Source organism: Streptomyces sp. NPDC048001, from assembly GCF_043203115.1.
In the GTDB taxonomy this organism is placed as follows: Bacteria; Actinomycetota; Actinomycetes; order Streptomycetales; family Streptomycetaceae; genus Streptomyces; species Streptomyces sanyensis.
The window spans coordinates 213,260-226,653 of sequence record NZ_JBIDBN010000007.1; the positions used below are offsets into that span (position 1 = coordinate 213,260).

The 13,394-nt window shown below is 75.4% G+C and carries 13 protein-coding genes and 1 pseudogene; 12 read left to right on the forward strand and 2 right to left on the reverse strand.

What is annotated here, in order from left to right; all coding sequences use genetic code 11:
* Nucleotides 1–243 precede the first annotated feature (243 nt).
* Complete coding sequence (locus ACGF15_RS14975; RefSeq protein WP_392799159.1) at nt 244–534, forward strand: type II toxin-antitoxin system Phd/YefM family antitoxin; 291 nt, start codon at nt 244–246, stop codon at nt 532–534.
* A 65-nt stretch (nt 535–599) separates the two neighbouring features.
* On the opposite strand, the gene ACGF15_RS14980 is transcribed toward ACGF15_RS14975, so the two are convergent.
* On the reverse strand, nt 600–1,574 hold the full coding sequence (locus ACGF15_RS14980; RefSeq protein ID WP_362608323.1) for an ABC transporter permease: 975 nt from the start codon (nt 1,572–1,574) through the stop codon (nt 600–602).
* Between the two features lie 104 nt (nt 1,575–1,678).
* Here ACGF15_RS14980 and ACGF15_RS14985 point away from each other — a divergent pair, with 104 nt between their 5' ends.
* The 8 genes from ACGF15_RS14985 to ACGF15_RS15020 all read left to right on the forward strand — a co-directional run bounded on the left by ACGF15_RS14985 (nt 1,679) and on the right by ACGF15_RS15020 (nt 7,554).
* The gene (locus ACGF15_RS14985; RefSeq protein WP_345614886.1) at nt 1,679–2,299 is read left to right on the forward strand and encodes a helix-turn-helix domain-containing protein; all 621 of its coding nucleotides are present in this window, start codon (nt 1,679–1,681) and stop codon (nt 2,297–2,299) included.
* A 123-nt stretch (nt 2,300–2,422) separates the two neighbouring features.
* Nucleotides 2,423–2,725: an urease subunit gamma gene (locus ACGF15_RS14990; RefSeq protein ID WP_392799162.1), complete on the forward strand. Its 303-nt coding sequence runs from the start codon at nt 2,423–2,425 to the stop codon at nt 2,723–2,725.
* 10 nt (nt 2,726–2,735) lie between these two features.
* Nucleotides 2,736–3,047, forward strand: coding sequence for an urease subunit beta (locus tag ACGF15_RS14995; RefSeq protein WP_392799165.1), 312 nt, complete (start codon nt 2,736–2,738; stop codon nt 3,045–3,047).
* Nucleotides 3,040–4,761, forward strand: a complete 1,722-nt coding sequence (locus tag ACGF15_RS15000) for an urease subunit alpha (RefSeq protein ID WP_345614883.1) — start codon at nt 3,040–3,042, stop codon at nt 4,759–4,761. The genes ACGF15_RS14995 and ACGF15_RS15000 overlap by 8 nt, the downstream gene beginning before the upstream one ends.
* Entirely contained in the window at nt 4,761–5,504 is a 744-nt protein-coding gene (locus tag ACGF15_RS15005) for an urease accessory protein UreF (RefSeq protein ID WP_392799168.1), read from the forward strand. The genes ACGF15_RS15000 and ACGF15_RS15005 overlap by 1 nt, the downstream gene beginning before the upstream one ends.
* A 49-nt stretch (nt 5,505–5,553) precedes the next feature.
* Nucleotides 5,554–6,240 carry an urease accessory protein UreG gene (gene ureG / locus ACGF15_RS15010; RefSeq protein WP_345614881.1) on the forward strand — a complete coding sequence of 229 codons (687 nt, stop codon included), beginning with the start codon at nt 5,554–5,556 and terminating at the stop codon, nt 6,238–6,240.
* A 5-nt stretch (nt 6,241–6,245) separates the two neighbouring features.
* Nucleotides 6,246–6,992 (forward strand): urease accessory protein UreD, encoded by a 747-nt coding sequence (locus ACGF15_RS15015; RefSeq protein WP_392799172.1) that lies wholly within the window; start codon nt 6,246–6,248, stop codon nt 6,990–6,992.
* A gap of 106 nt (nt 6,993–7,098) precedes the next feature.
* Nucleotides 7,099–7,554 (forward strand): PPOX class F420-dependent oxidoreductase, encoded by a 456-nt coding sequence (locus tag ACGF15_RS15020; RefSeq protein WP_376427487.1) that lies wholly within the window; start codon nt 7,099–7,101, stop codon nt 7,552–7,554.
* 105 nt (nt 7,555–7,659) lie between these two features.
* Here the strand turns inward: ACGF15_RS15020 and ACGF15_RS15025 are convergent, their stop codons facing one another.
* On the reverse strand, nt 7,660–8,397 hold the full coding sequence (locus ACGF15_RS15025; RefSeq protein ID WP_362740678.1) for a lysophospholipid acyltransferase family protein: 738 nt from the start codon (nt 8,395–8,397) through the stop codon (nt 7,660–7,662).
* Nucleotides 8,398–8,741: 344 nt separating this feature from the next.
* On the opposite strand from ACGF15_RS15025, the gene ppdK reads away from it, so the two are divergent.
* The 3 genes and pseudogenes from ppdK to ACGF15_RS15040 form a co-directional block, all read left to right on the forward strand.
* Nucleotides 8,742–11,426: a pyruvate, phosphate dikinase gene (gene ppdK / locus ACGF15_RS15030; RefSeq protein ID WP_345614877.1), complete on the forward strand. Its 2,685-nt coding sequence runs from the start codon at nt 8,742–8,744 to the stop codon at nt 11,424–11,426.
* 169 nt (nt 11,427–11,595) lie between these two features.
* Nucleotides 11,596–12,660, forward strand: a complete 1,065-nt coding sequence (locus ACGF15_RS15035) for an alcohol dehydrogenase catalytic domain-containing protein (RefSeq protein WP_345614876.1) — start codon at nt 11,596–11,598, stop codon at nt 12,658–12,660.
* Nucleotides 12,661–12,989: 329 nt separating this feature from the next.
* A pseudogene (locus tag ACGF15_RS15040) lies at nt 12,990–13,394 on the forward strand (hypothetical protein); the annotation flags it as partial.

Consider the following 13,394-nt stretch of genomic DNA (forward strand, 5'->3'; position numbering starts at 1 on the left):
ACCTCTTCCGGTTCCGGAGTGCTGTCCTTGAAAATGTACAGGACGTACGTATCTCCGTCCCGGGAACGACGGGGAGCCCCGCCCGCCCGGGCGCCGGGCGGCGCTCGCCGCCGGAGGGCTCCCCGGCCCTCGCCGCGGAGTGGCAGGGGGCTCCGCAATCCCTCGCCCTACAGCCTTTGACCTGGCCTTTCGTCTCCCGTTCAGCAGCGGTGCCCGCCTACGGGCGCCCGATAGGCTGGGGGCATGGCCTACGAGATTCCGGTGACGCAAGCCCGTGCAGAACTCGCCGACCTGATCAACCGCGTCGTCTACGGCGGGGAGCGCGTCGTGGTGACCCGGCACGGCAAGCCGCTCGTGGCGCTCGTGTCCGCGGCCGATCTGGAGCGGCTGGACGCCCTGGAGGCGGCGGCCGTCGAGGAGGAGCGGCCCGTCCGCTCGGTCTCCTCGCTGGACGCGGTCGCCGACGCCTCCGGGGCGCGCGGCGGCTTCGGGCTGACCGCCGAGCACCGGGGTCCGGAGGGTCCCCGGGGCTGAGCGGCGCGCCACCCCCCCGGCGCCCCTTTCCTGTACGGCGGGGCGGCGGGGCGGCGGGCGCGGCGTCAGGCCGCGGCGGCCGCGGGCTGCTTCGGGGCGGGTGCCGGTCCGGGCCGCCGGCGGGCGCCGAGGGCCAGCGCCGCGAGTCCGAGCGCCACCCACGCCGCCAGGGCCAGTGCGGCCGGTCCCGCCCCGGCGCCGTCGAAGAAGGACACCGAGCGCACCAGGGACACCCCGGCGCCCGGCGGCAGCCACTGCCCCAGGGCGCCGACCGGCGCGGGCAGCAGCTCGGGTGCCGCGGCGGCGCCCGCGAAGGCGTTGCCCAGCAGGACCGCCAGAAAGCCGCCGAGTCCGATGCCCCGCGGGCCGAGGAGCGCCGCGAGCCCGGCGACGGCGGAGCCGACGGCGAGGGTGGTCAGCCCGAGCGCACCCGCCTCCTGCCACCAGTCGCCCGCCAGCACCCCGAGCCAGCTGTGGGCCATCGCGGCGACCGTGACGCCGGCCAGCGCCGCGGCGCCCGCCAGCGCCCCGGCCGCCCGTGCCCCGCGCAGGCCCGTCAGGGCCACCAGCGCCCCGGCGGCGACCCCGGCCAGGGTGAGCGGCAGCACGCTCGCGGCGAAGCCGCTGCCCCGCGGATCGCCCGCGGGGAGGGGGACCACCTCGGCGACCTCGACCGGCGGGCCGTCCGGGCTCTGCGCCGCGGCCGTGAGCAGCTGGGCGACGGCCGGTCCGGCGGCGGGGGCGGTGAGCAGCCGGGGCCCGGACGGCGAGGCGACGAGGGCTCCGTACACCTCGCGTGCGCCTATCGCCTCCCGGGCGGCGGCCTCGTCCGCGAACCGGTGGACCTCGAAGGCGTCGCCCCGCCGGTGGAGCTGCTCCTCCAGGGCGGTGGCCGCTGCGGCCGGGCCGGCCACGCCGACCGGAAGCCCGTGCGGTGCGGTGCGTGCCGCGGGCCAGGCGAAGGCCCACAGGGCCACGGCCACCACGACCGGGACCAGGGCCATGACCGCGATCATGCGGCGGGTCGGTGTGCCGCGCATGGGGGCTCCCATCAAAGAGAAGGATCGTTCGTTTTAGATGGGTCCACTCTGCGGCGGGCCGTGGAGCGTTGTCAAGAATGAACGTTCGTTTTACTGTTGGGGCCATGGCACGTGTATCCCAGGCCCACCTCGACGCCCGCCGCCGGCAGATCATCGAGGCGGCCTCCCGCTGCTTCGCGCGCAACGGCTTCCACGCGACCTCGATGCAGGACGTCCTGCGCGAGGCCGAGCTGTCCGCGGGCGCCGTCTACCGCTACTTCCCGAGCAAGGACGCACTCGTCGCCGCCATCGCCGAACGCGCCTTCGCCGCCATCCGCGCGGCCTACGAGGACGCCGCGAGCGCCACCCCGCCCCCGATGCCGGACGAACTCCTCGGCCGCGTCCTCGGCCGGGTCCTCGTCGACACCGTCCCGGGTGCCGATGCGGGGACCTTCGCCCGGCTGGTCGTCCAGGTGTGGACGGAGACCCTGCGCAACGACCTCCTCGGGGACACCCTGAGGGAGGGCTACGGCGCGATGCGCCGCGTGTGGGCGGACCTCGTGCGCGCCTACCGGGAGGCCGGCATGCTCGACTCCGACGTCGACCCGGACGACATGGCCCGGACGCTGATCGCGGCGGCGCAGGGCTTCATCGCCCAGCAGGCGCTCTTCGGCGACGTGCGCGTGGAGGGGCTCCAGGCGGGGCTCAGAGGGCTGATGTCCATGCGGGATCCCCAGGCCGGTTAACGTGCCGGAAAAACTTCCGTCCTAACCTTCACCGCCTGGTGTCGAAGTGCGGCAACCGGGCCGAGGCCGTGCTGAGGTGGGTGCCGACCCCGCCCACGGGCCGGACGACAGTGAGGTGGACGCGTGCAACTCTCCCCGCACGAGCAGGAGCGGCTGCTGATCCATGTGGCCGCCGACGTGGCCGGCAGGCGCAGGGCGCGCGGCCTGCGCCTCAACCATCCCGAGTGCGTCGCCCTCATCACCGCGCACCTCCTCGAAGGCGCGCGCGACGGGCGCACCGTCGCCCAGCTGATGGCCTCCGGCCGTGCGGTGGTCGGCCGCGACGAGGTCATGGAGGGCGTCCCGGAGATGATCCGCGAGGTCCAGGTCGAGGCCACCTTCCCGGACGGCACCAAACTGGTGACCGTCCACGACCCGATCGTCTGAGGGGGCGCGCATGATCCCCGGGGAAGTCCTCCTCGGCGACGGTCCGATCGAGCTGGACGAGGGCCGCGCCACCGTGGCCCTCACCGTCGTCAACACCGCCGACCGCCCGGTGCAGGTCGGGTCCCACTACCACTTCGCCGAGGCCAACCCCGGGCTGGAGTTCGACCGGGACGCCGCCCGCGGGATGCGCCTCGCCGTCCCCGCCGGAACCTCCGTGCGCTTCGAACCCGGCATCCCCGTCGGCGTCGAACTGGTGGCCCTGCGGGGCCGGCGCATCGTGCCCGGTCTGCGCCGAACCACCGGAGGTGCCCTCGATGGCTGAGCTGGACCGCGCCGCCTACGCCGCCCTGTACGGCCCCACGACCGGCGACCGCATCCGCCTCGCCGACACCGACCTGCTCGTCGAGATCGAGCAGGACCGCTCCGGCGGCCCCGGGCTCGCGGGGGACGAGGCGGTCTTCGGCGGCGGGAAGGTGATCCGCGAGTCCATGGGCCAGTCCCGGACCACCCGGGCCGAGGGCGCCCCGGACACCGTGATCACCGGGGCCGTCGTGCTCGACCACTGGGGTGTCGTCAAGGCGGACATCGGCATCCTGGACGGCCGGATCACCGCCCTCGGCAAGGCGGGCAACCCCGACACCATGGACGGCGTCCATCCGGCCCTGGTCATCGGTCCGGAGACCGAGGTGATCTCCGGCAACGGGCGGATCGTCACCGCGGGCGCCGTCGACGCCCACGTCCACTTCATCTCTCCGACCCTCGTCGACCAGGCGCTCGCCACCGGGGTCACCACCCTCGTCGGCGGCGGCACCGGACCGGCCGAGGGCAGCAAGGCGACCACCGTCACCCCGGGCCCCTGGCACCTCGCCCGGATGTTCGAGGCCCTGGAGGCCTACCCCGTCAACATCGGACTGCTCGGCAAGGGCAACACCATGTCCCGGGAGGCCATGCACTCCCAACTCCGCGGCGGGGCACTCGGATTCAAGATCCACGAGGACTGGGGGGCCACCCCCGCGGTGATCGACGCCTGCCTCGGCGTCTGCGAGGAGACGGGCGCCCAGCTGGCCCTCCACACCGACACGCTGAACGAGGCCGGATTCGTCGGCGACACCCTCGCCGCCATCGCCGGGCGCACCGTGCACGCCTACCACACCGAGGGGGCGGGCGGCGGCCACGCGCCGGACATCATCACGGTGGTCTCCGAGCCCCATGTGCTCCCCAGCTCCACCAACCCCACCCGCCCGCACACCGTCAACACCATCGAGGAGCACCTCGACATGCTGATGGTCTGCCACCACCTCAACCCCTCCGTTCCCGAGGACCTGGCCTTCGCCGAGTCCCGGATCCGGCCCTCGACCATCGCCGCCGAGGACGTGCTCCACGACCTCGGGGCCATCTCGATCATCTCCTCCGACTCCCAGGCCATGGGACGCATCGGCGAGGTGGTCCTGCGCACCTGGCAGACGGCCCATGTGATGAAGCGGCGGCGCGGGGCCCTCCCCGGCGACGGGCGCGCGGACAACCACCGGGCCCGTCGCTATGTGGCCAAGTACACGATCAACCCGGCCCTCGCCCAGGGGATCGACCACGAGGTGGGCTCCGTCGAGCCCGGCAAACTCGCCGACCTCGTGCTCTGGGAGCCGGCCTTCTTCGGGGTGAAGCCGCTCCTGGTGCTCAAGGGCGGCCAGATCGCCTACGCGCAGATGGGCGACGCCAACGCCTCCATCCCCACCCCGCAGCCCGTCCTGCCCCGCCCCATGTTCGGTGCCCTGGGCCGGGCCGCGACCCGCGGCTCGTTCAACTTCGTCACCCGCGCCGCGATCGAGGACGACCTCCCCGGGCGGCTCGGCCTCGCCAAGGAGTTCACGCCGATCCGCAGCACCCGCCGGGTCACCAAGGCCGACATGCGGGAGAACGACGCCCTGCCCCGGGTCGAGGTGGACGCCGACACCTTCACCGTCACCGTCGACGGGGAGCCGGTCGAGCCGGACCCGGCCGCCGAACTGCCCATGGCCCAGCGCTACTTCCTGTTCTGATGACCGCCCTCGCCACCACCACCGCACCGGCCGCGCCCCCGCCCGCCCCCGCCGACGGCCGCCCCGGCCCCCGCCCGGCCGCGGGCCGGGCCGCGCTGCTCGTCCTCGCCGACGGCCGCTTCCCCGCCGGGGGCCACGCGCACTCCGGAGGCGTGGAGGCCGCGGTCGCCGCGGGGCGCGTCCGCGACGCGGCAGGGCTCGCCGCCTTCTGCAGCGGGCGGCTGCACACCGCGGGTCTCACCGCGGCGGGCCTCGCCGCCGCGGCCGCCCACGGGCACGACCCCGCCCTGCTCGACGCCGCCGCGGACGCCCGCACCCCCTCGCCCGCACTGCGCACCGCGGCCCGCAGGCTGGGCCGGCAACTCCTGCGCGCCGCCCGCGCCACCTGGCCCGCCCCCGAACTCGACGCGCTGGCGGCCGCCTTCCCCCGCGGAGCCCACCAGCCCGTGGTCCTCGGGACCACCGCGCGCGCCGCGGGCCTCGGCCCCGAGGACGCCGCCCACTGCGCCGTGTACGAGGCGGTCAGCGGCCCGGCGACCGCGGCCGTACGGCTCCTCGGGCTGGACCCCTTCCAGGCCAGTGCCGTTCTCGCACGGCTCGCCCCCGAACTGGACGAGGTGGCCGCCCGCGCGGCCGCCGCGGGACGGCAGGGCCCCGAGGCCCTGCCCGCCGCCTCCGCGCCGCTGCTGGACATCACCGCCGAGGACCACGCCTCCTGGCCCGTACGCCTCTTCGCCTCCTGAGGGCGGCCGCCCTCGCACCCGCCCGCACCGCACCGACCAGGAGACCACGATGCACCTGACACACCCCCACGACGACCACCACGGCCCCGCGGCGGTCGGCGCCGACGCCCGGCGCCCCGACGGCACCCGGCGCGCCCTGCGGATCGGCCTCGGCGGGCCCGTCGGATCGGGCAAGACCGCCACCGTCGCCGCCCTCTGCGCGACCCTGCGCGACACCCTCTCCCTCGCCGTCGTCACCAACGACATCTACACCCGCGAGGATGCCGAGTTCCTCCTGCGCCACGCGGTACTGCCCCCCGAGCGGATCCAGGCGGTGGAGACCGGCGCCTGCCCCCACACCGCGATCCGCGACGACATCTCCGCCAACCTGGAGGCGGTGGAGGACCTGGAGGACGCCGTCGGGCCCCTCGACCTGGTCCTGGTGGAGTCGGGGGGCGACAACCTCACGGCCACCTTCTCCAAGGGCCTCGTCGACGCGCAGATCTTCGTGATCGACGTGGCGGGCGGTGACGACATCCCGCGCAAGGGCGGTCCGGGCGTCACCACGGCCGACCTCCTCGTGGTCAACAAGACCGACCTCGCCCCCCACGTCGGCTCCGACCTCGCCCGGATGGAACGCGACGCCAAGGAGCAGCGCGGCGACCTGCCCGTCCTGCTCACCTCCCTCAAGGACGCGGAGGGCGTGGCCCCGGTCGCCGCCTGGGTCCGGGCACAGCTCGCGGCCTGGAACACCTGAGCCCCGTGGGGATCCACGCCACGGCGCGCATCGTCGCCGACGGCAGCGCGCTGCCGGTCCTCGCCGGGGACGGGCCGCTCGCCCTGCGCCGCACCCGGACCGCCGGACCGGACCTGCGGGTCACCGTGGTCGGTGCGATGAGCGCCCCGCTCGGCGGCGACCGGCTGGCGATCGAGGCGGAGGTGCGGGAGGCGACCCGCCTCACCGTCGACGCCGCCGCCGCCACCCTCTCGCTGCCCGGCCGCGGCGGGGAGCCCGCCCACTACGACACCGTCCTCACCGTGGGGGAGCGGGCGGCGCTGCACTGGCTGCCGGAACCCGTGGTGGCCGCCCGCGGCAGCGTGCTGCGGATGCACACCCGGGTACGCCTCGCCGCCACCGCCCGGCTGGTGCTGCGCGAGGAGCAGGTGCTCGGCCGCCACCGGGAGACGCCGGGCACCCTCGTCACCCGGCTCTCCGTGCACCGCGGCGACCGGCCCCTGCTGGACGGCGAACTGGCCTGCGGACCCGGGGCACCGGGGGGCTGGGACGGGCCCGCCGTCCTCGGGGGCCACCGCGCGGCCGGGCAACTCCTCGTCGTCGACCCGGCCTTCGGCGGGCAGCCCCCCGGCCCCCGGAGCCTGGGCCCCACCGCCGCGCTGGCCCCGCTGGCCGGCCCCGCCGTCCTCGTGACGGCCGTCGCGGAGGACGGCAGGGAGCTGCGCGCCGTCCTCGACCGCGCCCTGGCGGAGCTCACCGCGCGGACGGACTGAACGGCGGGCGGCCCCGGGCCCCGGGGCCGGGCCCCCGGGTGCGGCCGCCGACGGGCGCCGGAATTCGGCCGAAGCGGCGAGTCGGCCTGAAGCAGGCCGTCCATCCATGGTGGTCTCCTCCCGTGGGCGACCGCACCAGGCGGTCCACGGAGGGAAGGAGTCCGGCGTGCTCTCGGAGGAACTGAAGGCGGCCGTCGACAGGCCCGTCTTCGCCGTCGTGGCGACGATCCAGCCCGACGGCAGCTGCCAGCAGTCCGTCGTCTGGATCACCCGGGACGGCGAGGACCTGCTGTTCTCCACCACCATCGGGCGGCGCAAGGAGCGGAACCTGCGCCGGGACCCCCGGGTGAACGTCCTGATCAACCCGGCGGAAGCGCCCTACACCTACGCCGAGGTCCGCGGCACGGCCACCCTGACCACGGAGGGCGGGCAGGAACTCATCGACGCCCTCTCCCACAAGTACACCGGCAAGGACTACGCCGAGTTCAACCCGGCCTCGAAGGACGACGCCGAACGGGTCGTGGTCCGGATCACCGCGCGCAAGGTCGTCGGGGCCCTGTGAGACCCGTCCGCCGGGGCCCGCGCCGCGGACCCCGGCGGACGGCCTCCCGGCGCCCGGGCCGTGTGGCGCAGCCGCCCCGGCGTGCTGCCCGCCCGGCCTGCGGCGCTACCCCTGCCGGGGCGCCCCGCCCCCGCCGCGCCCGGGCAGGCGCCGGACGCGCTGCCGCTCCTGCTCCTCGGCCTTGACCTCGGCTGCGTACCGGTCGACGTACTCCTGACCCGAGAGCCGCAGGACCGCGTACATGATCTCGTCGGTCACGGCGCGGACCACCGCCTTCTCGCTCTCCATCCCCGCGTAGCGGGAGAAGTCCAGCGGCTCGCCGAAGCGGACGGTGACCCTCTTGATCCGCGGCAGCACCTGGCCGGGCGGCTGGATCTCGAAGGTCCCCACCATCGCGCACGGCACGACGGGCACCCCCGCCCTGAGCGCCATCACCGCGACGCCCACCTTGCCCTTGTAGAGCCGCCCGTCGTGGGAGCGGGTCCCCTCGGGGTAGATGCCCAGCAGCTCCCCCCGGGAGAGCACGCCGAGCCCCTCCCGGATCGCCGCCCGGCCCGCCTCCCTGCCGGACCGGTCCACCGGGATCTGCCCGGCGCTCCTGAAGAAGGCGGCGGTGAGCCGCCCCTTCAGCCCGGGACCGGTGAAGTACTCGGCCTTCGCCAGGAAGGTGATCCGCCGCGCGAGGATCGCCGGCATCAGGAAGTGGTCCGAGAAGGACAGGTGGTTCCCCGCGACGATCGCGGCGCCCTCGTCGGGAACGTGCTCCAGCCCCTCGATCCGGGGGCGGAACAGCAGGCGCAGCAACGGTCCCAGCAGCACGTACTTGAGCACGTAGTAGAACACGGTCCCACTCCCACTCTCCCGAACCCGGCGCCGCGGCCGTGCCGGTCGCGGCATCCGCCTGACGCGCTGCCAGGCCGAGCGGCGGTCCCCAGGCCGAGGCGCCGCGACGATCGATCGTAGCCAACCGCCCCGCTCCCGCAGCAGAGCCGGGCGCCGGCCGTGCCGGACGGACCCGGCGCGGGGGCCGACCGGCCCCTGCGCCCGAGCCCTCCGCGGAGGGAGGCTGGAGGGAAGGGGAGGGCGCCCCGTCGGACGCGGCGGCGCCGGCCCGTACCGGCCAGTCGCCCGGGGTGCCGGCGCCTCTCCGCGGGGGCGCCGTCCCCACCAGCCACGAGGCGGAGCAGATGAGCACCAGCTATGTCCACGACTTCAGCGAGGGCGACCGGGGCATGGCCGACCTCCTCGGAGGCAAGGGGGCCAACCTCGCCGAGATGGTCCGGATGGGACTGCCCGTGCCCCCGGGCTTCACCATCACCACCGAGGCGTGCCGCGTGTACCTCGCCACCGGCGCACCCCCCGCGGACCTGGAGAAGGAGGTCGCCGCGCACCTGGAGCGGCTCGAACGCGGCGCCGGGCGCCGCCTCGGCCAGGCGGACCGCCCGCTGCTGGTCTCGGTCCGCTCCGGGGCCCGGCACTCCATGCCCGGCATGATGGAGACCATCCTGGACATCGGCCTCAACGACCGGTCCGTCCTCGGGCTCGGCCTGACCCCCGACACCGAGCGCTTCGCCTGGGACTCCTACCGGCGCCTCGTGCAGATGTTCGGCTCCACGGTGATGGGCGCCGACCCCGCCGTCTTCGCGGACGCGCTCACCGGCCTCAAGGCGGAACTCCGGGCCGCCGACGACACCGCCCTCGACACCTGCGACCTGATCCGGCTCACCGAGACCTACAAGGACCTCGTCCGCGAGCACACCGGAGAGGCCTTCCCGCAGGACCCCGCCGAGCAGCTGCACCGCGCCGTGCTGGCCGTCTTCGCCTCCTGGAACGGCGAACGCGCCCGGCTGTACCGCAGAAGGGAGCGCATCCCCGACGGCCCCGGCACGGCCGTCACCGTCCAGACCATGGTCTTCGGCAACCTCGGCCCCGACTCCGGCAGCGGCGTCGCCTTCACCCGGGATCCCGCCACCGGGCGCCCCGGCGTCTACGGCGACTACCTGCCCGACGCCCAGGGCGAGGACGTCGTCGCCGGTATCCGGGACACCGTGCCGCTGGAGCGCCTGGCCTCGCTGGACCCCCGCTCCTTCGCCCGGCTCCGCGGCTGCATGGACCGCCTCGAAGCCCACTACCGCGACCTCTGCGACATCGAGTTCACCATCGAGCGCGGGACGTTGTGGATGCTCCAGACCCGGGTCGGCAAGCGCACCCCCGGGGCGGCCTTCACCATCGCCGCCCAACTGGCCGACGAGGGCACGATCACCGAGGACGAGGCCCTGGGGCGGGTCGGCGGCGACGCGCTGGCGCAGCTGATGTTCCCCGCCTTCGCCGACGCCCCGGCCGACCCCCTCGCCCGCGGCATCCCCGCCTCGCCGGGCGCCGCGGTCGGCGCCGTCGTCGTCGACTCCGCCGAGGCCGTCCGCCGCGCCGAACGGGGGGAGAGGACCGTCCTCTTCCGGCCCGAGACGACCCCCGACGACCTGGCGGGCATGGTGGCCGCCGAGGCCGTGGTCACCGCCCGCGGCGGCAAGACCAGCCATGCGGCGGTGGTGGCCCGGGGCATGGGACGGGCGTGCGTCTGCGGTGCCGACGGGATCACCGTCGACCTCGTCCACCGCCGCGTCCTCACACCGGACCGCGTCGTCGAGGAGGGGACGGTGGTCTCCGTGGACGGCTCCACCGGGGCCGTCCACCTCGGCGCCGTCCCGACCCGGGAGAGCACCGTCACCCGGGCCCTGGAAGCGGGCACGGCGGCCCGCGGCGCCGACCCCGCCGCCCACGCGGCCCTCACGCTGCTGCGCCACGCGGACGGCGTGAGCCGCCTGGAGGTCCGCGCCAACGCCGACACCCCCGAGGACGCCGCCCGGGCACGGCGCTTCGGCGCCCGCGGCATCGGGCTGTGCCGCACCGAGCACATGCTCCTCGGCGAGCGCCGCCCGCTGGTCGAGGCCATGATCCTGGCCTCCGGCGCCGAGGAGCGGGCCGCGGCCCTCGCCGCACTGCTGCCCCGGCAGCGCGCGGACTTCACCGGCATCCTGGAGGCCATGGACGGCCTCCCGGTCACCGTCCGCCTGCTGGACCCGCCGCTGCACGAGTTCCTCCCCGACCTGACCGGCCTGTCCGTCGCACTCGCGCGCGACGAGTGCCGGGGAGCCCGTCCGGATCCCCGCCGCAGGGAGCTGCTGGCGGCGGTGGCCCGCCTCCACGAGGAGAACCCCATGCTGGGCCTGCGCGGGGTGCGGCTGGGCATCACCGTGCCGGGACTCGTCGCCATGCAGGTGCGTGCCGTGGCCGAGGCCGCGGTCGCCCGGCTCCGCGCCGGTGGCGATCCGCGGCCGGAGATCATGGTGCCCCTGGTCGGCGCCGTGGAGGAGTTCCGCCTGGTCCGCGAGGAGGTGCGACGCACCCTTGAGGACGTGGCCGCGGAGACCGGGATCGCCGTCCCCTGCCCGGTCGGCACGATGATCGAGCTGCCCCGGGCCGCGCTGACCGCGGGCGCCATCGCCGCCGACGCCGACTTCTTCTCCTTCGGCACCAACGACCTGACCCAGACCACCTGGGGCTTCTCCCGCGACGACGTCGAGGCCTCCTTCCTCCCCGCCTACCTGGACCGCGGCGTGCTCCGGGACTCGCCCTTCGAGACTCTCGACACCGAGGGCGTGGGCCGCCTGGTCGAGACAGCCGTCCGCGAGGGCCGGGCCGCGCGGCCCGGCCTCCCCGTCGGCGTCTGCGGGGAGCACGGCGGCGACCCGCGGTCCGTGCACTTCTTCCACTCCGCGGGCGTCGACTACGTCTCCTGCTCCCCGTTCCGGGTGCCGGTGGCCCGGCTGGAGGCCGGGCGTGCCGCCGTGCTCGGGCACGGCCGGGAGTGATCCCGCGGGCCCGGGCGATCCCGCGGGCCCGGGCGGACGGGGCCGACCGGCCCCGTGGGCGGCAGCGGGCGGGCCCCGGTGGCCCAAGCGCCGCGGTGGCCGCGCGGCGGACGCTGGAGGAGGACGATCCGGCGCCGGGCGCCCCCCGGCACGGCAGAAAGGATCCGCCATGAAGGCGCTCGTCTTCCACGGTCCCGGGCGGACAGCCTGGGAGGACGTACCGGACCCGGCGCTCGAGGACGCCTCGGACGCCGTCGTCCGCGTCGACGCCGTCACGCTCTGCGGCACCGACCTGCACATCGTCAAGGGCGACGTGCCGGAGGTCGCCCCGGGCACCGTCCTCGGGCACGAGGCCGTCGGCGAGGTCGTGGAGGCCGGCAGCGAGGTCCGCGGAGTCCGCCCCGGCGACCGGGTCCTGGTCTCGTGCATCTCCCCGTGCGGACGCTGCCCCTCCTGCCGCGGCGCCCGCTACGGCCAGTGCCGCGGCGGCGGAGGATGGGTCCTCGGCCACCTCGTCGACGGCACCCAGGCCGAGTTCGTCCGCGTCCCCTTCGCCGACATGTCGCTCCACCCGCTGCCCAGCGCCCTCGACAGCCAGGACGCCGTCCTCCTCGCCGACATCTACCCCACCGCCTACGAGGTCGGCGTGCTCAACGGCCGGGTGAGCCCCGGCGACACCGTGGTCGTCGTGGGAGCCGGCCCCGTCGGACTGGCCGCCGTCACCGCCGCGGGGCTCTACAGCCCCGCACGCGTCATCGCCGTCGACCTCGACGACGCCCGCCTCGCCGCGGCCCGTGCCCTGGGCGCCGACGCGGTGGCCCGCGCGGACGAGCAACCCGAGCGGCTGGTGGACGACCTCACCGCGGGGACCGGGGCCGATGTCGCCATCGAGGCCGTCGGTATACCCGCCACCTTCGAGCTGTGCACCCGCACGGTCCGGCCGGGAGGGCACGTCGCCAACGTCGGAGTCCACGGCAAGCCCGCGGCCCTCCACCTGGAGGACCTGTGGATCAAGGACATCACCATCACCACGGGCCTGGTCGACACCTCCTCCACCCCGAGGCTGCTCGCCATGATGTCCGCGGGCAGGCTCCCCGCCGGCGACCTGATCACCCACCGCTTCCCCCTCGCGGCCATGGAGGAGGCCTACGAGGTCTTCTCCCGCGCCGCGGAGACCGGGGCGCTGAAGGTCGTGCTCGGCCAGGACCGCCACGACGCCGTGCTTCCCGCCTGACGGACCGCCACCGCGCTCATAGCCCGCAGAAGCCGTCCGCCCGGCCGGAACATCGCAGCTCAGAGGGTGTGCGCCGACTCCGGCGCCCCGTCGGCGCGGTCCCGGGCACCGCTCGGACGGACCGTCAAACCTCCCCTCGGCGTGCCGTGCCGACGCACGGGTGAATATGGGCCGGAGATCACTCAGGGGGCCCACCGCGTGACCCGGATGCGCGGTTCTCCGGTGGTGAGCGGCGCGAATCCGGCTGACGGTGATTCACGTCGCCACTGCGATCCCCGGAGCCGGCGAAGTGCCGGCCCACGCAGTCGCGGCGAAAGGAAAGGCTCGACATGCGCTCTGCCCGCATTCTGATCGCCTCGGCCGCCGTCACCGCGGCCCTCGCCGTCTCGGCCCCCGCCTCCTACGCACTGGCCGTCGCCGACGACCACGGCCGCGACGAGGCCTCCAGCAGTGAGAAGAAGTGGGAGAAGGACGGCGACCACGAGAAGTCCGGCGAGTACAGGAAGCCGCACGGCGGCGTCCACGCCGGTGGCGGTGCTCTCGCCGCGGTCTCGGCCGACGACTGGGAGAAGAAGGACGACGAGCACGAGAAGTCCGGCAAGTACAAGAAGCCGCACGGCGGCGTCCACGCCGGCGGTGGTGCTCTCGCCGCGGTCTCGGCCGACGACTGGGAGAAGAAGGACGACGAGCACGAGAAGTCCGGCAAGTACAAGAAGCCGCACGGCGGCGTCCAC

Coding starts and splice junctions, on each gene's coding strand:
- ACGF15_RS14980 (WP_362608323.1), bottom strand. CDS start 1,574: ATGCGCGGCACACCGACCCGCCGCATGATCGCGGTCATGGCCCTGGTC.
- ACGF15_RS15035 (WP_345614876.1), top strand. CDS start 11,596: ATGAAGGCGCTCGTCTTCCACGGTCCCGGGCGGACAGCCTGGGAGGAC.
- ACGF15_RS14995 (WP_392799165.1), top strand. CDS start 2,736: ATGATCCCCGGGGAAGTCCTCCTCGGCGACGGTCCGATCGAGCTGGAC.
- ACGF15_RS15000 (WP_345614883.1), top strand. CDS start 3,040: ATGGCTGAGCTGGACCGCGCCGCCTACGCCGCCCTGTACGGCCCCACG.
- ACGF15_RS15005 (WP_392799168.1), top strand. CDS start 4,761: ATGACCGCCCTCGCCACCACCACCGCACCGGCCGCGCCCCCGCCCGCC.
- ureG (WP_345614881.1), top strand. CDS start 5,554: ATGCACCTGACACACCCCCACGACGACCACCACGGCCCCGCGGCGGTC.
- ppdK (WP_345614877.1), top strand. CDS start 8,742: ATGAGCACCAGCTATGTCCACGACTTCAGCGAGGGCGACCGGGGCATG.
- ACGF15_RS15020 (WP_376427487.1), top strand. CDS start 7,099: ATGGTGGTCTCCTCCCGTGGGCGACCGCACCAGGCGGTCCACGGAGGG.
- ACGF15_RS14985 (WP_345614886.1), top strand. CDS start 1,679: ATGGCACGTGTATCCCAGGCCCACCTCGACGCCCGCCGCCGGCAGATC.
- ACGF15_RS14975 (WP_392799159.1), top strand. CDS start 244: ATGGCCTACGAGATTCCGGTGACGCAAGCCCGTGCAGAACTCGCCGAC.